Here is a 19,010-nt window from a genome sequence, read left to right as displayed (position 1 = left end):
CCGTCCGCGGTCAGCTCATCGCGCTCAGCCCATCGCGGTCAGCAGCCGGCGGCACGCATCCTCGCACGTCCGGCACGCCTCGGCGCAGATGCGGCAGTGCTCGTACATCCTCGCGTGGGCCGAGCACTCGTCGGCGCAGCTGCGGCACGCCGTCATGCAGGCCTCCAGCAGCGCGCGGCTGAGGTTCGCGTCGTAGCCGGTGTGCCGCAGCAGCACCCGGACGGTGGCGGCGCAGACGTCGGCGCAGTCGAGGTTGACGCGGACGCACTTGGCCAGCTCGGCGACCGTACGCTCGGCCAGGCAGGCGTCGGCGCAGGCGATGCAGGCCTGGGTGCACACGGCGATCGCGTCGATCGTCGCCGCCAGCTGGGCCCGGTCGACCTCGATGCGCTGCGGATGCGTCTCCATCATCGGCATGGTCGGAGCAGTCATGGTGCCTCCTTCGGAGTTCGTCGAGCCTTCGGATGTGGGGACGGCCGGCCTCAGCGGCGCGAACGGGGCGAGCCGCTCTGGCCGGGTGCGGGCGAGCCGGGGCCGGCCTGCTGGCTCTGGGACGACGACTTGCCGATCTGGCGGTCGCCGGAGCCGGAGCCGCGGTCGATCTCGATGCGCCGCGGGTGCGTGTCGCGGGTCTTGCCGACCGTGATCGTCAGCACGCCGTTGTCGTAGGTGGCCTCGACCCGATCGGCGTCGATGCCGCTGGGCAGCTCCACGACGTATTCGAACTCGCCGCTCTGGCGGGCCTGGCGGCGCATGACGCCGCCGCGGTCGCGCTGCTCGAAGCTGCCCGAGATGCGCAGCTCCTCGCCGCGGATCTCCAGGTCGATGTCCGACGGGTCGACGTTGGGCAGGTCGACGTCGACGACGTAGGCGTCGTCGGTCTCCTCGATGTCGACCGGTGGCTGCCACGCCGTCGCCATGGCGATCGGCGAGGCGAGGCCCGATTCGCCGAAGTACGACCGGATCAGCTGCCCGAAGCGGGCGTTGAGCTCGTCGACCTCGCGGGCGGGGTCCCAGCCCGGCCGCCGGGCGAGGCCGCCGCCGCGACGGTGACGGGCGGAGAACGGTGCGAGTGACATGGCGGGTCGTTCCCTCCTGAGCGCCGGTTGTCGCGTCCATGCTCGACCGGCCCCGGGTGAGGATGTCTCGCCTGGGCGGGATGGGGGTCAGCGGCGCACGTCGGCCTCGCCGCGGTGCAGCGCCCGGCCCGCCGCCAGCCACGCCTCGACCCCGCCGGCCAGGTCGGTCGCGCGGTGCAGGCCCACCCGGCGCAGGCTCTGCGCGGCGAGGCTGGAGCTGTAGCCCTGCCGGCACACCACGACGATCTCGACGTCGTACCCGGTCGCCTCGGGGATCCGGGCGTCGGAGGCGGGGTCGAGCCGCCATTCGAGCACGGTCCGGTCGATGACGATCGCGCCCGGCAGCTCGCCGGTCTCGGCGCGCTGGGTCTCGGTGCGGGTGTCGACGACCAGGGCACCGCGAAGGCGCGCGGCCTCCGTCTCCTGCGGGCTGTACCGCCGGACGCCGCGCCGGGCCTCGTCGAGCACCCGATCGACCCCGGCGGCGCTGAGCTGCTGCATGCCCCCGATTCTGCCCGACGGGCGCGGGCCTCAGAGCTCGATCCCCGCTCCGGCGAGGCGCCGCCCGCGGACGACCACGACCCGGGCGCCGACCTCGCGGCCCTCCCGGGCGAGCTGGACGCCGTGGACGTAATACCACAGTTCGTCGTCGTAGGTGATGGGGTCCTCGGCCTCGACGAGCTGGACGCGCAGGGTGAGGTCGCCGGCGCCGTACAGGTAGTCGCGCTCGGCAAGGACCAGCACGAGCCGTTCTGACACGGCGATGATCATATGCTTGTCGCCGGGCAAGGAAATGCCACGAGCCGCCCGTGCGGGCCGCTCGTGGCAATTCCCACAGACGCGGGCGCGGATCCGGCTCGGCTACCAGGCCAGCGGCAGGCCGTTGACGAAGCTGGTCAGCGTGTCGGCGATGATCCGGTCGTCGTGCAGCGACGGGTGCCAGTCGCAGCCGAGGTGGTCCAGGCCCAGGGCGTTGTCGTCGTAGTACAGGCTCTTCACGCGCGCGTCGCCCTGGCGGTTGCGGGTCTGGACGATCTGCTGGATCGAGGTGGCCAACGCGGTGGTCTGGTAGGACAGGTCGGGGTAGGTGAGCACGATGTACGTGTCGGGGCCGTACCGGTCGCGCAGCCGGCCGATGAACGCGAGGTAGGCGGTGCGGTAGTCGGCCGCCAGCGCGTCGATCGTCGTCCACCGCTCGCCCGCCGTCAGCGCGGTCGAGAAGTCGTTGATGCCGAGGCCGACGACGACCACCTGCGGCTTCCAGGTGCCCGGGTTCGGCCACGGGGCGCTGTCGTAGAGCGCCTGCAGGTCGGTGTCGTAGTAGTCGCGGAAGCTCGTCGCGGTGTTCTGCCCGCCGTAGTTGCGCACCATGCCGAGGCCGGACCAGGCGATCGTCTGGTAGTCGGCGCCGAGGCTGCGGGCGCTCAGCGCGCCGAAGGCGGAGTCGGCGTCGGAGTTGCGCGTGACGCCGCCGTTGCCGCTGCAGTCGCGGGTCGTGGACCGGTTGCCGTAGCCGGCGGTCCAGGAGTCGCCGATGAACTCCATCTGGCGGGGCCGGGGCGCGGGCCGGCTCAGGATCGCCCCGCCGGGCGTGGCGACGAAGCCGGAGAACTCGCCGGCCGCCCACGGGCTCTCGGTGCGCTTCGCCAGGCGCACGGTGTGCTCGGCGTCGGGGAGGCCGGCGACCCAGTACGTGGTCCGGCCGGGGGTCACCAGCGTCGCCACCGTGGCGCCGTCGACCTGCACCACGTAGTCGTTGTCGGCGTCGTTGAGGCCGATGCCCACGCCGGTGCCGCGGAACCGGCCCTCGAAGTAGACGCCCGGCCAGGTGTACCGCATCACGCCGTTCCCGGTCCGCACCCGCCCCGGGGTGTGCACCTGCGCGAGGCCGGCGGGCGGGGCCGAGGCCGAGGGCGACGCCGCGGGTGACGACGGCGGCGAGCCCGACGGCACGGGGCCGTTGCACGCCGTACCGTTGAACGTGAAGGCGGCCGGTGCCGGGTTCGACCCGGTCCACGATCCGTTGAAGCCGAACGAGGTGCTCGCCCCGCTGCCGAGGCTGCCGTTCCAGCCGGCGCTCGCCACGGTGACCTGCGCCCCGGACTGCGTCACCGTGCCGTTCCACAGCTGCTGGACGACCTGCCCGGCGCCGAACGCCCAGCCGACCTTCCAGCTCGACACCGCGCTGCCCAGGTTCGTGACGCTCACGGTCGCGCCGAAGCCGCCGCTCCACTGGCTGGTCACGGCGTAGGTGACACGACAGCCGGCGGCCGCCTCGGCGGGCGCGACCGCGGTGAGCGCCCCGCCCACGGCCACGGCCCCGGCGGCGAGGGCCGCCATCCAGTGCCGGTTGCTCGAGAACCGCATCAATCCACCTCCTGGTGTCACGCATCGACATACAGGAATGTCCGAGCGCCGCGCAACCGCTTCGACGCCCGCGTGCGGCCGGCCGCGCGGCGCCGGTGAAACATGCACGCGTCAAGAACGCGTTAAGAAACGCACCGGGCGCGTAGGGAAAGCATCAAGACATCTGGGCGGGGTACACGCGCGGGTCTTCACTTGCAGCGAGCCGGACGAACAGCGCCGGACGCAGGGGGCGGGCGCCGCCCCTCGCCGCCACTGCCCGGCCCGCACGGACATCGCCGGGCGGGAGCGGCGACATCCGGCAGATGCGCACCTGGCTCAGCGGCGGCGGACCCGCGTCGCCGATCCATGCCCACAAGGAGGCGAGCCCCAGTGGCTGATGTGTGGTTCGTGTTGCTGACGATCGCGGCGTTCGCGGTCCTCGGCCTGGCGGTGCGGGCGGTGGAGCGGCTGTGAACGCCGAGAACCTCGTCGGCCTCGTCCTCGCGGTCGGCCTGACCGCGTTCCTGATCGCCGCCCTGCTCTTCCCGGAGCGGTTCTGATGAGCCCCACCCTGGCGGGCGTGCTGTTCATCGCCTCGCTGATCGCCGTCCTCGCGCTGCTGTACCGCCCCTTCGGCGACTACATGTACCGCGCCATCACCTCGGCGCGGCACCTGCGCGCGGAGCGGGTGATCTACCGCGTCACCGGCGTCAACCCCGACGGCGAGCAGTCGTGGGGCGTCTACGCGCGCAGTGTGCTCGCCTTTTCCGCGGTGTCGATCCTGTTCCTCTACCTCTTCCAGCGCGTGCAGCACCACCTGTGGCTCAGTCTGGGCTTCGGTCCCGTCGCGCCGGACCAGGCCTGGAACACCGCCGTGAGCTTCGTGACGAACACGAACTGGCAGTCGTACTCGGGCGAGTCCACGATGGGCCACCTCGTGCAGATGTCCGGCCTGGCGGTGCAGAACTTCCTCTCCGCGGCGGTCGGCGTCGCCGTGGCGGTCGCCCTGGTGCGCGGGTTCGCGCGGTCAAGGACCGACCAGCTCGGCAACTTCTGGGTGGACCTCGTGCGCGTCAGCGTGCGCATCCTGCTGCCGATCGCCGTGCTGGGCGCGCTCGTGCTCATCGCCGGCGGCGCGGTGCAGAACCTCTCCGGCGGCACGGAGGTGACCACCCTCGCCGGCGCCGGGCAGCACCTCACCGGCGGGCCGGTCGCCTCCCAGGAGGCCATCAAGGAGCTCGGCACCAACGGCGGCGGCTTCTACAACGCCAACAGCTCGCACCCGTTCGAGAACCCGACGGGCTGGACGAACTGGTTCGAGGTCTTCCTGATCCTGCTCATCCCGTTCAGCCTGCCGCGCGTGTTCGGCCGGATGGTGGGGGACAAGCGGCAGGGCCTCGCGATCGTGGGCATCATGGCGATCCTCGCCATCGGCAGCACCATCGCGCTCAACGCGCTGCAGCTCCACCACGGCGGCACCGTGCCGAGCGCGGTCGGGGCCGCGACCGAGGGCACCGAGGCCCGGTTCGGGGTGCCGCAGTCGGCGACGTTCGCCGCGGCGACGACCCTGACCTCGACGGGCGCCGTGAACTCGTTCCACGACTCCTACACCGCGCTCGGCGGCATGGTGACGATGCTGAACATGATGCTCGGCGAGGTCGCGCCGGGCGGGGTCGGATCCGGGCTCTACGGCATGCTCGTGCTCGCGGTCATCACGGTGTTCGTGGCGGGGCTCATGGTCGGGCGGACGCCGGAGTACCTCGGCAAGAAGATCGGCGCGCGGGAGATCAAGTTCGCGTCGCTGTACCTGCTGACGACCCCGGCCCTGGTGCTCGTCGGCACCGCGGTCGCCATGGGGTCGGCCTCGGCCCGCAGCTCCATGGCGAACCCGGGGCCGCACGGCCTCTCCGAGGTGCTGTACGCGTTCACGTCCGCGTCGAACAACAACGGCTCCGCGTTCGCCGGCCTCGGCGCCAACACGACCTTCTACAACACCGCGCTCGGCCTGTGCATGCTGCTGGGCCGGTTCCTGCCCATCATCCTCGTGCTCGGCCTGGCCGGATCGCTCGCCCGCCAGCAGCCCGTGCCGGCGTCCGCGGGCACGCTGCGGACGTACCAACCCCTCTTCATCGGCATGGTCGTGGCCGTCACGGTCGTCGTCGTGCTGCTCACCTACCTGCCGGCCGTCGCGCTCGGCCCCCTCGCGGAAGGACTCGGCGCATCATGATCGCCGCGGGTCTGCTGGACCCCAAACAGCTGTGGAAGTCGGTCCCCGACGCGCTGCGCAAGATGAACCCGGCCACCCTGTGGCGCAACCCGGTCATGTTCATCGTGGAGGTCGGCTCGGTCTTCACCACCGTCCTCGCCGTCGTGCACCCGTCCGGCTTCGCGTGGGCGATCACGGTGTGGCTGTGGCTGACCGTGCTCTTCGCCAACCTGGCCGAGGCGGTCGCCGAGGGCCGCGGCAAGGCCCAGGCCGACACCCTGCGCCGGGCCAAGCAGGACACCGTGGCGAACCTGGCCGACGGCACCACGGTCAGGGCGGCCGACCTCAAGCAGGGCGACGTCGTCGTGGTCGAGGCCGGGCAGATCATCCCCGGGGACGGCGACGTCATCGAGGGCATCGCCTCCGTCGACGAGTCCGCGATCACCGGCGAGTCCGCGCCCGTCATCCGCGAGTCCGGCGGCGACCGGTCGGCGGTCACCGGCGGCACCAAGGTGCTCTCCGACCGGATCGTCGTGAAGATCACCCAGAAGCCGGGGCAGTCGTTCATCGACCGGATGATCGGGCTCGTCGAGGGCGCGAACCGGCAGAAGACGCCGAACGAGATCGCCCTGAACATCCTGCTCGCCTCGCTGACCATCATCTTCCTGCTCGCGGTCGCCACCCTCCAGCCGCTGGCCATCTACTCGGGCGCGCCCGTCTCCGGCATCGTGCTCGTGGCGCTGCTGGTCTGCCTGATCCCGACCACGATCGGCGCGCTGCTGTCCGCGATCGGCATCGCCGGGATGGACCGGCTCGTGCAGCGCAACGTCCTGGCCATGTCCGGCCGCGCGGTCGAGGCGGCCGGCGACGTCAACACGCTGCTGCTGGACAAGACCGGCACGATCACGCTGGGCAACCGGCAGGCGGGCGGCCTGCTGCCGGTCGAGGGCGTGACCGCCGAGGAGCTCGCCGAGGCGGCCCAGCTGTCCTCCCTCGCCGACGAGACCCCCGAGGGCCGCAGCATCGTGGTGTACGCCAAGCAGCACCACGGCCTGCGCGAGCGCGAGGTCACCGGCGCCGCGTGGGTGCCGTTCACCGCCCAGACCCGCATGTCCGGCGTCGACGTCGACGGCCGCGAGATCCGCAAGGGCGCCGCGATCGCGGTGATGAAGTGGGTCCGCGACCACGGCGGGCACCCGACGAACGAGGTCGGCTCCATCGTCGACGCCGTCTCCTCCTCCGGCGGCACCCCGCTCGTCGTCGCCTCGCGCACCGCGGGCGAGCCGGCCCGGACCCTCGGCGTCATCCACCTCAAGGACGTCGTCAAGCAGGGCATGCGGGAGCGGTTCGACGCGATGCGCCGGATGGGCATCCGCACCGTCATGATCACCGGCGACAACCCGCTGACGGCCCGGGCGATCGCGGCGGAGGCCGGCGTCGACGACTTCCTCGCCGAGGCCACCCCCGAGGACAAGATGGCCCTCATCAAGCGCGAGCAGGAGGGCGGCAAGCTCGTGGCGATGACCGGCGACGGCACCAACGACGCCCCGGCCCTGGCCCAGGCCGACGTCGGAGTGGCGATGAACACCGGCACGTCGGCGGCGAAGGAGGCCGGCAACATGGTCGACCTCGACTCCGACCCGACGAAGCTCATCGAGATCGTGGAGATCGGCAAGCAGCTGCTCATCACCCGCGGCGCGCTGACCACGTTCTCCATCGCCAACGACATCGCCAAGTACTTCGCCATCATCCCGGCGATGTTCGCGGCCCTCTACCCGGGCCTGGACACGCTCAACGTCATGCGGCTGCACTCGCCGGCCTCGGCCATCCTGTCCGCGGTCGTCTTCAACGCCCTCGTCATCGTCGCGCTGATCCCGCTCGCCCTGCGCGGCGTGCGGTACCGGCCCGGCTCGGCCGGCGCGATGCTGCGCCGCAACCTGGTCGTCTACGGCGCCGGCGGCGTGATCGTGCCCTTCATCGCCATCAAGCTCATCGACCTCATCGTCATGAACATCCCGGGGATCTCCTGATGCGCCTACCCGCCTGGCTCGCCCAGCACCTCGCCGCCCTGCGCGCCCTGGTCGTGCTGACCATCGTGCTCGGCCTGGCCTACCCGCTGCTCATGGTCGCCGTGGCCCGCGTCCCGGGCCTGGCCGGCCACGCCGACGGCTCCCTCGTCACCAAGGACGGCAAGAACGTGGGCAGCTCGCTCATCGGGCAGTCGTTCACCGACGACAAGGGCAACCCGCTCAAGCAGTACTTCCAGTCCCGCCCCTCCGCCGCCGGCGACGGCTACGACCCGACCTCGACCTCGGCCAGCAACCTGGGGCCCGAGAACACGAAGCTCCTCGACGAGGTCTGCGGCCGCAGCCGGGCGGTCGGCGAGCTCGAGGGCGTGGACGGCGCCCGGCCCTACTGCACGCCCGACGGCCACGCCGCGGTGCTGGCCGTGTTCCCCGACCACGCCGTGAGCCTCTTCCAGACGTGCCCGGCGATGCCGTTCCGGCGCTCGTACGAGGGCAGGCCCGTCGAGTGCGCGAAGGAGGGCGCGGACTACGGCGGCGGTGTGCTGACCCCCGTCCGCGGCGACGCCCCCGCGAACCCGGCGGTGCCGGCCGACGCGGTCACCGCCAGCGGCAGCGGCCTCGACCCGCACATCAGCGTCGCCTACGCCGACCTGCAGGTCAGGCGGGTGGCGGCGGCGCGCGGCAGGCCCGAGGCCGACGTGCGCCGGCTCGTCGCCGAGCACACCGAGGGCCGTACGCTCGGGTTCATCGGAGAACCGGCCGTGAACGTGCTCGAGCTCAACATGGCGCTGGATCGGAGCTGACATGACGGCGCGCGGGATGCTGCGGGTGTACCTGGGCGCGGCCCCGGGCGTCGGCAAGACCTACAAGATGCTGGAGGAGGGGCGGCGGCGCCTCGCCCGCGGCACCGACGTCGTCGTCGGGTTCGTGGAGACCCACGGCCGCCCCTTCACCGAGGCGATGCTCGCCGGCCTGGAGGTCCTGCCCCGCCGGCGGCTGACGTACCGCGGCGCGGAGTTCACGGAGCTCGACCTCGACGCGCTGCTGGCCCGCCGCCCCGAGGTGGCCCTCGTCGACGAGATGGCCCACACCAACGTGCCGGGCAGCGAGAACGCCAAGCGGTGGCAGGACATCGAGCGGCTGCTGGCGGCCGGCATCGACGTGCTCACCACGGTCAACGTGCAGCACCTGGAGTCGCTCAACGACGTCGTCGAGTCGATCACCGGCGTGCCGCAGCGCGAGACGACGCCCGATGCCGTGGTCCGGCGGGCCGAGCAGATCGAGCTCGTCGACATGACCCCGGAGGCGCTGCGCCGCCGGATGGCCCACGGCAACATCTACAGGCCGGAGAAGATCGACGCCGCGCTCGGCAACTACTTCCGCGTCGGCAACCTCACCGCCCTGCGCGAGCTGGCCCTGCTGTGGCTGGCCGACAAGGTCGACGACCAGCTCGACCGCTACCGGGCCGACCACGGCATCGACAAGACGTGGGAGACCCGCGAGCGCGTCGTCGTGGCGCTCACCGGCGGGCCGGAGGGCGACACGCTGGTGCGCCGGGCCGCCCGCGTCGCCGCCCGCACCAAGGGCGCCGACCTCCTGGCCGTCCACGTCGTGCGCGGCGACGGGCTCGCCGGCGCGGACCCGGCCAACCTCACGCGCCAGCGGCTGCTCGTGGAGTCCCTCGGCGGGACGTACCACCAGGTCCTCGGCGCCGACGTGCCGGGCGCGCTGCTCGACTTCGCCCGCGGCGTCAACGCCACCCAGCTCGTCCTCGGGGCCAGCCGCCGCGGCCGCCTCGCCCAGGTCTTCTCGCCCGGCGTGGGCGTCACCACCACCGCCGGGTCCGGCGCCATCGACGTGCACCTCGTCACCCACGAGGAGGCGCGCCGCTTCGCGTTCCGCGCCCGCAGCCCCGGCGGTCTCGACCGGCGCCGGCGCCTCGCCGGGCTGCTGCTGGCCGCGGCCGGCCTGCCGCTGCTGACCGTCCTGCTCGATGGCCTGCGCAGCGACATGTCCCTGCCCAGCGACATCCTCGCCTACCTCGCCCTGGCCGTCGGGGCGGCGCTCGTGGGCGGGCTGCTGCCGGCGCTCATCTGCGCGGTGGGCGGGTTCATGCTGCTGAACTGGTACTTCACGCCCCCGCTGTACCGGCTCACGGTGGCCGAGCACGAGAACGTCTTCGCGCTCGCGGCCTTCGTCGGGGTCGCCGTCGCCGTGGCCAGCGTCGTCGACGGCGCCGCCCGCCGCGCCCGCGACGCCGCCCGCGCCTCGGCCGAGGCCCAGACCCTCGCGACCCTCGCCGGCAGCGTCCTGCACGGCGCCAACCCGCTCGAGGCGCTGCTGGAGCGGGTGCGGGAGTCCTTCGGCCTCGCCTGCGTCACGCTGCTGGAGCGGGACTCGCCGCACGCGCCGTGGCGGGTGGCCGCCTGGGTCGGCGACACGCCGTGCGCCGCGCCGGCCGACGGCGAGACCGAGGTGCCGGTCGAGGAGAACGTGGCCCTGGTCCTGCGCGGGCACGCGCTGCCCGCGGCCGCCCGCCGCCTGGTCGAGGCGTTCGCCGCGCACGCCGCGATCGCGCTGCGCCAGCGCCGCCTCGGCGAGCAGGCGGCCGAGGCCGGCACCCTGGCCGAGGTGGACCGCCTGCGCACCGCCCTGCTCTCCGCGGTCAGCCACGACCTGCGCACCCCGCTGGCCGCGGCCAAGGCGGCGGTCGGCAGCCTGCGCAGCCCCGACGTCGACTTCTCGCCCGAGGACACCGCGGAGCTGCTGGCCACCGCGGAGGAGGCGCTGGACCGCCTCACCCGGCTGGTCGAGAACCTGCTGGACATGTCCCGGCTGCAGGCCGGCGCCCTCGCGATGACGCTGGAGCCGGTCGACCTGGCCGACGCCCTGCCCCGCGCCGCCGACGACCTCGACGCGGCCGTGGCGATCACCGTGCCCGAGGAGCTGCCGGAGGTGATCGCCGACCCGGCCCTGCTGGAGCGCATCCTGGTCAACCTGCTCGCCAACGCCCTGCGCCACAGCCCGCCCGGCCGCCCGCCGTCGCTCGGCGCGAGCGCCCACGCCGAGCGCATCGAGATCCGCGTCGTCGACCACGGCCCGGGCCTGGCCGAGTCCGACCAAGAGCGCGTGTTCCAGCCGTTCCAGCGCCTCGGCGACCGCGACAACTCCACCGGCGTGGGCCTCGGCCTGGCCCTGTCCCGCGGCCTGGCCGAGGCGATGGGCGGCACCCTGGCCCCGGAGCCGACCCCCGGCGGCGGGCTGACCATGACCCTCACGCTGGCGGCGGTGCCGCGATGAGCCGGGCCGGGGCGGGCGCGGCGGTCAGGACCGCGGCGGGATGAGCCGCCGGTACGCGGGGACGGCGGCCGCCGCCACGCCCAGGTGCATGAGCATCAGGCAGAGGACGCCGGCGGTCGTGGTGCCCGGCTGCGACCTGGTCACGAGCAGCACCACGTCCGGAATCCACGAGAGCACGAGCACCACGGGCACGAGGACGCGCAGCAGGCGGCCGGCGTCGCCCGAGCGGGTCGCGACCAGGTGCCAGCCGACGGCGCCGGCGAGCGCGCCGACGAGGGTCAGCATGCCGTACACCTGCGGCCGCAGCGGCATGAACTCGGCCGGCGCGTCGAGCACGCCCCGGCCGAGCAGCGCGATCGCGCTGTTGACGACGAACCCCCCGGCCGCGCCGATGCCGGCGGCGGCGAGGGTGGACTTCCACGAGGCGCCGAGACGGGCGGTGGTACTGGTCATGGCGGGCCTCCCACGGCTGTCGCTGCTGATGCACGCAGCAAACGGCACGGGCGTGAGAAATCCACCGTCCTGGCGATAAGAAGCGGCTAAGAAAGCCGGGCGAGCGGGGGCAGCGGGGCCGCGCCGGGCCGGGCCCGGAACGACTCGACCATCAGCGCCGCGAACCGCCGCGACGCCGCCGAGCGCAGCGCGGGCGACTCGGCGCGGATGCCCTCGTTGGCCATCAGCGCCACGATGACGTCCTCGAGCTCGAGGTCGGGCCGCAGGTGCCCGGACGCCTTGGCGTCGGCGATGAGCCGCAGCAGCAGCCGTACCGTCCGGTCGCGGTCGGCCCGCAGACGCTCCACGGCCCGTGGCAGCCGCGAGGTGAACGTGCGCGAGAGGCCGCGATCGAGCGCGTGCAGCCGCATCAGCTCCTCGATCACGTGGCAGAACCCGAGCCACGGGTCGGCCTCGGCCAGCCCCCGCTCGACCACGGCCGAGCACAGCGCCATCGGCTCGGCGAACGCCGCGGCGAACAGCGCCTCCTTGGTCGGGAAGTGCCGGTACACCGTAGCCGCCCCGACCTCGGCCCGCCGCGCGATCTCGCGCATGGGCACGTCGAGCCCCTCGGCCGCGAACGCCGCCCGCGCGACGGCCAGGATGCGGGCCCGGTTGTCGCGCGCGTCCGAGCGCTGTCTCACTTGCGCCGTCACCGCTCTCAGTTTAGCCAACCGGACAGGGTGTTCCGTTACGGTCCGGCCCATGAGAGCCGTCCAGTTCGCGTCCTTCGGCCCGCCCGGGGTCGTCCACGTCGCCGAGGTTCCCGCGCCGCACCCCGGCCCCGGCGAGGTGCGCGTCGCCGTGCGCGCGTCGGGCCTGTCGACCGGCGAGACCCGCATCCGCTCGGGCGCCCTGCGCGACGCCGTCGCGACCCGGTTGCCGTTCCGCACCGGCTTCGACGCGGCCGGCGTGGTCGACGAGCTCGGCCCCGGCGTGACGGGCACGGCGCTCGGCGACGAGGTGTTCGGCTGGGTCGCGCCGGCCTCCCGGGGCGCCAACGCCGACCATGCCGTCCTCGTCGCCTGGGCCCCGAAACCGCCGTCGTGGAGCTGGGCCGAGGCGGGCGGCGCCGCCGGTCCCGCGGAGACCTCGACTCGGGTCCTGGACCACCTCGGCCTCGTTCGGGGCCAAACGATCCTGGTGCACGGCGCGGCGGGCGGCGTGGGCTCGGTCGCGACCCAGCTGGCGGTGGCCCGGGGCGCGACGGTCATCGGCACCGCCCGCGCGGCCGCCCACGCCTTGCTGTCCTCCCTGGGCGCGATCCCGACGGCGTACGGCCCGGGCCTGCGCGACCGCGTGCGAGCCCTGGCCCCGGGCGGCGTGGACGCGGTGCTCGACTGCGCGGGCGGCACCCTGCCGGAGCTGATCGCGGTCGCGGGCGCCCCGTCGCGGGTGGTCACCATCGCCGACCTGACCGCCGCGACCCACGGCGTGCTGATGTCCCGCCCGGACCCCCTGGCGGCGCACGCCCTGCCGCTGGCCGTGGACCTGGCCGCGTCGGGGCGCCTGCGCATCCCGATCGCGGCGCGGTTCCCGCTGACCGAGGCGGCCGCGGCGCACGAGCTGAGCGAGACCCGCCACGCGCCCGGCAGAATCGTCCTGATGCCCTGATGCCCTGATGCCCTGATGCCCTGATGCCGGGGCCGGCGGCGAATCCATCGGTGTCGTTATGCTGGGCGGCGCGGCGGCTACCTCAGCCGCATGCGGCCACGACCGCCTGACCGCCGGGCTCGGGGCGGCACCCATCGTAGCCCCATCGGCGCACGCCGACGCGGGCATCCCCCGGGCACGGTGCAATGTCCCATCCCGGCCAGGTCGAACCGAGCGGCCGCACGGTAGTTCTGGTAGGCCTTTGGGTAACGAAACGATCGTGGCGCGAGCGGAGCGAGGGGGCGGTATGTCCGAGGGGAGGCATCCCGACGGCGTGGACGTGTTCGCCGTGGATGCCGAGGTCGGCCGGGACCTCGCCGCGGTGGACTGGGCGGCGACGCCGCTCGGGCCGCCGAGCGGGTGGCCGCAGAGCCTGCGCACCGCGGTCAGCATCCTGCTGGCCTCGCGCTTTCCGATGTGGATGGCGTGGGGGCCGGAGCTCACATTCTTCTGCAATGCCGCATACCGCCGCGACACGCTCGGCCGCAAGTACCCGTGGGCGCTCGGGCGCCCGGCCCGCGAGGTCTGGGCGGAGATCTGGGGCGAGATCGGGCCGCGCATCGAGTCCGTCCTGACCACCGGCTCCGCCACGTGGGACGAGGGGCTGCTGCTGTTCGTCGAGCGGTCCGGCTACCGCGAGGAGTCCTACCACACCTTCTCGTACAGCCCCCTGCACAACGACGACGGCGCGCTCGCCGGCATGCTGTGCGTGGTCAACGAGGACACCGAGCGCGTCATCGGCGAGCGCCGGATGGCCACGCTGCGTGACCTCGGGTCCGACCCGAGCGTGGTGCGCACCGAGGAGGAGATGCTCGCCTTCGCCGCCGAGCAGCTCGGGCGCAACGGCCGTGACCTGCCGTTCACGCTGATCTATCTGCTCGACGAGGACGGCGGCGCCAGGCTGGCCGCCGCGACCGGCCTCGCCCCGGGGCACCCGGCCGCGCCGGAGCGCATCGCGCTCGGGGAGACCACCGGTCCCTGGCCGATCGCGGGCTCGCCGGCGCCGATCGACCTGAGCGGCTTCGACGGGCTGCCGACCGGCGCGTGGGCCGAGCCGCCGACCCACGCGCTGCTGCTGCCGCTGCTGCAACAGGGCGCGACGCCGTACGGCTTCCTCGTCGCCGGGCTGAACCGGTACCGCCTGCTCGACGAGGGGTACCGCGGGTTCCTCGAGCTCGCCGCCGGGCACGTGTCGACCGGCATCGCCAGCGCCCGCAGCTACCAGGCCCAGCAGCGGCGCGCCGAGGAGCTCGCCGAGCTCGACCGGGCCAAGACCACGTTCTTCTCCAACATCAGCCACGAGTTCCGCACCCCGCTCAGCCTCATCATGGGCCCGGTCCAGGAGCTGCGCGAGCACCTCCCGCCCGGCGACCAGCGCGCCCGCGACGAGGTCGAGGTCATCCACCGCAACGGCCTGCGGCTGGGCAAGCTCGTCAACACGCTGCTCGACTTCTCCCGCATCGAGGCCGGCCGGATGCAGGCCCGCTACGAGCCCGTCGACCTGCCGCTGTTCACCGCGGAGCTGGCCAGCGTCTTCCGGGCCGCGGTCGAGCGGGCCGGGCTGACGTTCGACGTCGACTGCCCGCCGCTGCCCCAGCCGGTGTACCTCGACCGCGGCCTGTGGGAGAAGATCGTCCTGAACCTGCTCAGCAACGCGCTGAAGTTCACGTTCGACGGCGGCATCCGCGTCGCGGTCGCGGCCGTGGGCACCCAGGCGGTGGTGACCGTCTCCGACACCGGCATCGGGGTGCCCGCCGAGGAGATGCCCCGGCTGTTCGAGCGGTTCCACCGCATCGCCACCGCCCGCGCCCGCTCCAACGAGGGCAGCGGCATCGGCCTGGCCCTGGTGCAGGAGCTGGTGACCCTGCACGGCGGCACCATCGAGGCCACGAGCACTCCCGGCGCCGGGACCACGTTCACCATCCGGCTGCCCTTCGGCAGCGCCCACCTGCCGCCCGAGCAGCTCGCGGAGGCGACGGGCAGCGACACCGCCACGGAGACCGCCGAGCCGTTCGTCCGTGAGGCTCTGCGCTGGCTGCCCGGCGCCGAGGAGGACGCTCCGGCCGCCGGTCCCGTGGTGCCCGCGATGCCCGGCGACGGACCCCGCGCCCGGGTGCTCGTCGCCGACGACAACGCCGACATGCGCGACTACCTGCGCCGGCTGCTCGACCCCGGGTATGACGTGACGACCGTGGGGGACGGTACCGCCGCCCTGGCCGCCGCCCGGGCCCAGCCGCCGGACCTGATCGTCTCCGACGTGATGATGCCGGGCGTCGACGGCCTGGCCCTCGTCGCCGCGCTGCGGGCCGACCCGCGCACCGCCGGCGTGCCGGTGGTGCTGCTGTCGGCGCGGGCCGGGCAGGAGGCGGCGGTCGAGGGGCTCTCCGCCGGCGCCGACGACTACCTGGTCAAGCCGTTCGCGGCCCAGGAGCTGCTGGCCCGGGTCCGGGCCAACGTCGATCTCGCGCGGCTGCGCAACCACCACGCCCGGTGGCGGACCGCGCTCATCGACTCGCTGCAGGAGGGGTTCTTCGTCGCCGGCGAGGACGGCACGATCGTCGAGGTCAACGCCGCCTTCACCGACATCCTCGGCTACCCGGCCGACGGGGTGCCGTACGCGGCGCCGCAGCCGTGGTGGCCCGACCCGCAGGCCGACCCGGCCGCCTACGAGGACGTCATGCGGCAGTACCGGCAGGTCGTCGCGGGCCGGCACGGCAACATGGTCCTGCCGCTGCGCCACCGCGACGGCCACCGGCTCTGGGCCGCGGTCACGATCAACTCGGTGCACGACGACGCCGGCTCCACCATGCTCGTCGGCACCCTGCGCGACATCACCACCGAGCGCTCCGCCGCCCAGCGTGAGACCGCCCTGAACGCCATGAACGAGCGGCTCGCCGACGCCCGGACCGTGCCCGAGGTGCTGCGGGCCGCCGTCGGGCAGCTGCGCCGCCAGTGGCACGCCACCGGGGTGACCGCCCGGGCGGGCGCCCTCACCGTGTTCGACGCGGCCGGCGAGGCCCAGGCGCCCGCGGTGCTCGACGGCCTGCTCGACCTCGGCCATTCGCGGATCCTCATCGAGATGGGGGCCGGCGGCCGCCCGGTCGGCGCGGGCACGAGCCTCGACTCGCCCCTCGGGGCGGTCGGCATCCGGATCGCGCTCGATCCGGCCCGCGGCTTCGGCACCGAGGACCAGACGCTGCTGTTGCTGCTGTGCGGGTCGGTGGCCCAGGCCCTGCACCGGGCCTACGCGTTCGACCAGGAGCGCGAGGTCGCGGTCACGCTGCAGCGCTCCATCCTCGGCCCGGTCCTGCTCCCGGACGGGTTCGCGGTGCGCTACCAGCCGGCGACCCGCCCGCTGGAGGTCGGCGGCGACTGGTACGACGCCGTCGACCTGCCCGACGGGCGCATCGGCATCATGGTCGGCGACTGCGTCGGGCGCGGGCTGGAGGCCGCGACCATCATGGGCCAGCTGCGCAGCGCCGCCCGCGCCCTGCTGCTGCAGGCGACCGGGCCGGGCCAGGTGCTCGCCGCGCTCGACCGGTTCGCGGCCCTGCTGCCGGGGGCCGTGTGCACGACGGCGTTCTGCGCCATCCTCGACCCCGAGGACGGCGGGCTGGTCTACGCCAGCGCCGGCCACCCGCCCGCGATCCTCGCGCTGCCGGACGGCAAGAGCGAGCTGCTCACCGCGGCCCGGGGGCTGCCGATCGGCGTGCCGCGCGGCGAGGCCCGCAACGAGGCGAGCGTCACGGTGCCCCCGCGCGGGGTACTGCTGGTCTACACCGACGGGCTGGTCGAACGCCGGCGGCGCCCGCTGACCGTCGGCATCGGCAACGCCGCCGACGCCGTGCAGTCGCACCAGGCCCTGCCCGTGGACGAGCTCGCCGACCGGGTGCTGGAGCAGATGATCGGCGACGAGGGAGCCAGCGACGACGTGGCCATGCTGCTGTACCGCCACCCGGCCCCCCTGGACCTGTCCTTCGAGGCCAAGAGCAGCGAGCTGGCCCCGACCCGGGCCGCGCTGCGCCGCTGGATGGGCCGGGCCGGGATCGGCTCCCACATGGCCCAGCAGGTGCTCGTCGCCGCGGGCGAGGCGTGCGCGAACGCCATCGAGCACGGCCACCGCGAGGGGCAGGGCTGGGTGCGGCTGCTGGTCCGGGCGATGGGCAGCGACCTGTACCTGACCATCACCGACAACGGCAGCTGGCGGCCCGAGCGCAGCGAACCCGACCCGAACCGCGGCCACGGCATCAAGCTCATGCGAGCCCTGATGCAGCACGTCGAGCTGCAGACCAACGCCACCGGAACCACCGTCGAGATGTCCACGAGGATCACGCCATGACCACTCCGCTGCACATCACCACAGGTCGTGCGGTCGACGGCGTCGCCCGGCTCAGCGCCGTCGGCGAGATCGACCTCACCAACGCGGCCGAGTTCGCGGCCCAGCTGCGCGACGCGCTCGGCGACGGGTCCGCACGGCTCCTGGTCGACCTGACGCGGGTCGAATACCTCGACAGCGCCGCCCTTGCGACCCTGTTCGCGCACGCCGAGCGGCTCGACATCCGCATCAGCCCGCTCAACGAGGCGCTGCTGACCTTCAGCGGCCTCGACCAGCTCGCGGCGGTCGAGGTCGTGGCGGAGGACGTCGGCGCATGACGGACCCGCACGACAGCCGGGAGCAGCTGCGGCGCCTGCAGCTGGTCACCGACGCCGCGCTGTCCAAGCTCGGCGTGGAAGACCTTCTCCACGAGCTGCTCGTGCGCGCCCGCGACCTGCTGCACGCCGACACCGCGACCGTCATGCTGCTCGACGAGGACAGCGGCGACCTCGTCGCCACCGCCGCCAGCGGCCTCGAACGCGAGGTCAACCTCGGCATCCGGGTGCCCCTCGGCCGAGGGTTCGCCGGCACGGTCGCGGCGAGCGCCGAGCCGGTCGCGATCGACCGGGTCGACGCGACGACGGTGGTGAGTCCGGTCCTGCTGGCCGAGCACATCGCCTCCATGCTCGGCGTGCCGATGATCACCGCGGGGCGGGTCATCGGCGTGCTGTACGTGGGCGCCCGCACCCCGCGCGCGTTCACGCCCGGCGACATCGAGCTGCTGCAGCTCATCGCCGACCGGATCGCCCCCGCCACCCAGGCCCGCCTGCACAGCCTCGACCGCGCGACCGCCTACGCCCTGCAGCGCAGCCTGCTGCCGAGCCGCCCGCCGGACATCCCCGGCCTGGAGGTCGCGGTCCGCTACGTGCCGGGCGCGCAGGTCGGCGTCGGCGGCGACTGGTACGACGTGTTCGAGCTGCCCTCGGGCGCCATCGGCGTGGCCGTCGGCGACGTGGCCGGCAACGGGCTGCGCGCCGCCGTCGTGATGGGCCGGATCCGCTCGGCCCTGCGCGCCTACGCCCTGGAGACCGACGACCCCGCCGACGTCCTGACCCGCCTCGACCGCAAGATCCACCGCTTCGAGCCGGGCGCGATGGCCACGGCGATCTACGCGGTCATCGACCCGTCGCTGGCCACGGTGGCCATGTCGGTCGCGGGCCACCCGCCGCCGATGCTGGCCGCGCCCGGCGCCCGCGCCCACCTGCTCCCGGTCCGCGCGAACCTGCCGCTGGGCACCTACATCAGCCGGCCCCGGCACGACACCGAGTTCCCGCTGCCGCTCGGCGGCACGCTGCTGTTCTACACCGACGGCCTGGTCGAGCGTCGGGCCCGGCCGATCGGCGAGGGCCTGGACCGCCTGGCCGCGGCCGTCACCGCCACGTCCCCGGACGAGCTGTGCACGAGCGTGATGGCCACGATGCTCGACGGCGAGCCGGCCGGCGACGACATCGCCCTGCTGGCGCTGCGCCGGACCTAGGCCGAGGGCGGGCCGGGTCCGGTGCCTCCTTCCCGCCACCGGACCGGCGTTCTGT

16 protein-coding genes are annotated in these 19,010 nt (G+C 73.9%); 9 read left to right on the top strand and 7 right to left on the bottom strand.

Going from position 1 to position 19,010, the window contains the following annotated elements:
* Positions 1-24: 24 nt before the first annotated feature.
* The 5 genes from ACQP1P_RS25985 to ACQP1P_RS25965 form a co-directional block, all read right to left on the bottom strand.
* Positions 25-432: a four-helix bundle copper-binding protein gene (locus ACQP1P_RS25985; RefSeq protein ID WP_433073666.1), complete on the bottom strand. Its 408-nt coding sequence runs from the start codon at positions 430-432 to the stop codon at positions 25-27.
* A 50-nt stretch (positions 433-482) separates the two neighbouring features.
* Positions 483-1,079: an Hsp20/alpha crystallin family protein gene (locus ACQP1P_RS25980; RefSeq protein WP_433073663.1), complete on the bottom strand. Its 597-nt coding sequence runs from the start codon at positions 1,077-1,079 to the stop codon at positions 483-485.
* Positions 1,080-1,166: 87 nt separating this feature from the next.
* Entirely contained in the window at positions 1,167-1,580 is a 414-nt protein-coding gene (locus tag ACQP1P_RS25975; RefSeq protein WP_433073660.1) for a rhodanese-like domain-containing protein, read from the bottom strand.
* 30 nt (positions 1,581-1,610) lie between these two features.
* The gene (locus ACQP1P_RS25970; protein ID WP_433073657.1) at positions 1,611-1,838 is read right to left on the bottom strand and encodes a hypothetical protein; all 228 of its coding nucleotides are present in this window, start codon (positions 1,836-1,838) and stop codon (positions 1,611-1,613) included.
* 102 nt (positions 1,839-1,940) lie between these two features.
* Positions 1,941-3,446 carry a cellulose binding domain-containing protein gene (locus ACQP1P_RS25965; protein ID WP_433073654.1) on the bottom strand — a complete coding sequence of 502 codons (1,506 nt, stop codon included), beginning with the start codon at positions 3,444-3,446 and terminating at the stop codon, positions 1,941-1,943.
* Positions 3,447-3,895: 449 nt separating this feature from the next.
* Here ACQP1P_RS25965 and kdpF point away from each other — a divergent pair, with 449 nt between their 5' ends.
* The 5 genes from kdpF to ACQP1P_RS25940 are packed head-to-tail and all read left to right on the top strand — an operon-like array spanning position 3,896 to position 10,958.
* The gene (gene kdpF / locus ACQP1P_RS25960) at positions 3,896-3,985 is read left to right on the top strand and encodes a K(+)-transporting ATPase subunit F (RefSeq protein WP_433073651.1); all 90 of its coding nucleotides are present in this window, start codon (positions 3,896-3,898) and stop codon (positions 3,983-3,985) included.
* The gene (gene kdpA, locus ACQP1P_RS25955; protein ID WP_433073648.1) at positions 3,985-5,652 is read left to right on the top strand and encodes a potassium-transporting ATPase subunit KdpA; all 1,668 of its coding nucleotides are present in this window, start codon (positions 3,985-3,987) and stop codon (positions 5,650-5,652) included. The genes kdpF and kdpA overlap by 1 nt, the downstream gene beginning before the upstream one ends.
* Positions 5,649-7,661, top strand: a complete 2,013-nt coding sequence (gene kdpB / locus ACQP1P_RS25950; RefSeq protein WP_433073645.1) for a potassium-transporting ATPase subunit KdpB — start codon at positions 5,649-5,651, stop codon at positions 7,659-7,661. Before kdpA ends, kdpB begins: the two co-directional genes overlap by 4 nt.
* Positions 7,661-8,461: a potassium-transporting ATPase subunit C gene (locus ACQP1P_RS25945; RefSeq protein ID WP_433073642.1), complete on the top strand. Its 801-nt coding sequence runs from the start codon at positions 7,661-7,663 to the stop codon at positions 8,459-8,461. The genes kdpB and ACQP1P_RS25945 overlap by 1 nt, the downstream gene beginning before the upstream one ends.
* 1 nt (position 8,462) lies before the next feature.
* Positions 8,463-10,958 carry an ATP-binding protein gene (locus ACQP1P_RS25940; RefSeq protein ID WP_433073639.1) on the top strand — a complete coding sequence of 832 codons (2,496 nt, stop codon included), beginning with the start codon at positions 8,463-8,465 and terminating at the stop codon, positions 10,956-10,958.
* Positions 10,959-10,982: 24 nt separating this feature from the next.
* Here the strand turns inward: ACQP1P_RS25940 and ACQP1P_RS25935 are convergent, their stop codons facing one another.
* A complete protein-coding gene (locus ACQP1P_RS25935; RefSeq protein WP_433073637.1) occupies positions 10,983-11,411 on the bottom strand; it encodes a DUF6069 family protein in 429 nt (142 codons plus the stop codon).
* 86 nt (positions 11,412-11,497) lie between these two features.
* Positions 11,498-12,106, bottom strand: a complete 609-nt coding sequence (locus ACQP1P_RS25930; RefSeq protein ID WP_433073634.1) for a TetR/AcrR family transcriptional regulator — start codon at positions 12,104-12,106, stop codon at positions 11,498-11,500.
* 49 nt (positions 12,107-12,155) lie between these two features.
* On the opposite strand from ACQP1P_RS25930, the gene ACQP1P_RS25925 reads away from it, so the two are divergent.
* From ACQP1P_RS25925 to ACQP1P_RS25910, 4 genes are all read left to right on the top strand, one after another.
* Complete coding sequence (locus tag ACQP1P_RS25925) at positions 12,156-13,064, top strand: NADP-dependent oxidoreductase (RefSeq protein ID WP_433073631.1); 909 nt, start codon at positions 12,156-12,158, stop codon at positions 13,062-13,064.
* Positions 13,065-13,350: 286 nt separating this feature from the next.
* On the top strand, positions 13,351-17,442 hold the full coding sequence (locus ACQP1P_RS25920; protein WP_433073628.1) for a SpoIIE family protein phosphatase: 4,092 nt from the start codon (positions 13,351-13,353) through the stop codon (positions 17,440-17,442).
* Positions 17,439-17,756: an STAS domain-containing protein gene (locus tag ACQP1P_RS25915; RefSeq protein ID WP_433073625.1), complete on the top strand. Its 318-nt coding sequence runs from the start codon at positions 17,439-17,441 to the stop codon at positions 17,754-17,756. The genes ACQP1P_RS25920 and ACQP1P_RS25915 overlap by 4 nt, the downstream gene beginning before the upstream one ends.
* A complete protein-coding gene (locus ACQP1P_RS25910) occupies positions 17,753-18,955 on the top strand; it encodes a PP2C family protein-serine/threonine phosphatase (protein ID WP_433073622.1) in 1,203 nt (400 codons plus the stop codon). Before ACQP1P_RS25915 ends, ACQP1P_RS25910 begins: the two co-directional genes overlap by 4 nt.
* Positions 18,956-19,010: the final 55 nt, after the last annotated feature.

It is taken from the genome of Dactylosporangium sp. CA-052675 (genome assembly GCF_050947935.1).
Classification (GTDB): domain Bacteria; phylum Actinomycetota; class Actinomycetes; order Mycobacteriales; family Micromonosporaceae; genus Dactylosporangium.
This window is presented reverse-complemented; position numbering and strand designations above follow the sequence as displayed.

Coding starts and splice junctions, on each gene's coding strand:
- ACQP1P_RS25985 (WP_433073666.1), bottom strand. CDS start 432: ATGACTGCTCCGACCATGCCGATGATGGAGACGCATCCGCAGCGCATC.
- ACQP1P_RS25980 (WP_433073663.1), bottom strand. CDS start 1,079: ATGTCACTCGCACCGTTCTCCGCCCGTCACCGTCGCGGCGGCGGCCTC.
- ACQP1P_RS25975 (WP_433073660.1), bottom strand. CDS start 1,580: ATGCAGCAGCTCAGCGCCGCCGGGGTCGATCGGGTGCTCGACGAGGCC.
- ACQP1P_RS25965 (WP_433073654.1), bottom strand. CDS start 3,446: ATGCGGTTCTCGAGCAACCGGCACTGGATGGCGGCCCTCGCCGCCGGG.
- kdpA (WP_433073648.1), top strand. CDS start 3,985: ATGAGCCCCACCCTGGCGGGCGTGCTGTTCATCGCCTCGCTGATCGCC.
- kdpB (WP_433073645.1), top strand. CDS start 5,649: ATGATCGCCGCGGGTCTGCTGGACCCCAAACAGCTGTGGAAGTCGGTC.
- ACQP1P_RS25945 (WP_433073642.1), top strand. CDS start 7,661: ATGCGCCTACCCGCCTGGCTCGCCCAGCACCTCGCCGCCCTGCGCGCC.
- ACQP1P_RS25940 (WP_433073639.1), top strand. CDS start 8,463: ATGACGGCGCGCGGGATGCTGCGGGTGTACCTGGGCGCGGCCCCGGGC.
- ACQP1P_RS25935 (WP_433073637.1), bottom strand. CDS start 11,411: ATGACCAGTACCACCGCCCGTCTCGGCGCCTCGTGGAAGTCCACCCTC.
- ACQP1P_RS25925 (WP_433073631.1), top strand. CDS start 12,156: ATGAGAGCCGTCCAGTTCGCGTCCTTCGGCCCGCCCGGGGTCGTCCAC.
- ACQP1P_RS25920 (WP_433073628.1), top strand. CDS start 13,351: ATGTCCGAGGGGAGGCATCCCGACGGCGTGGACGTGTTCGCCGTGGAT.
- ACQP1P_RS25915 (WP_433073625.1), top strand. CDS start 17,439: ATGACCACTCCGCTGCACATCACCACAGGTCGTGCGGTCGACGGCGTC.
- ACQP1P_RS25910 (WP_433073622.1), top strand. CDS start 17,753: ATGACGGACCCGCACGACAGCCGGGAGCAGCTGCGGCGCCTGCAGCTG.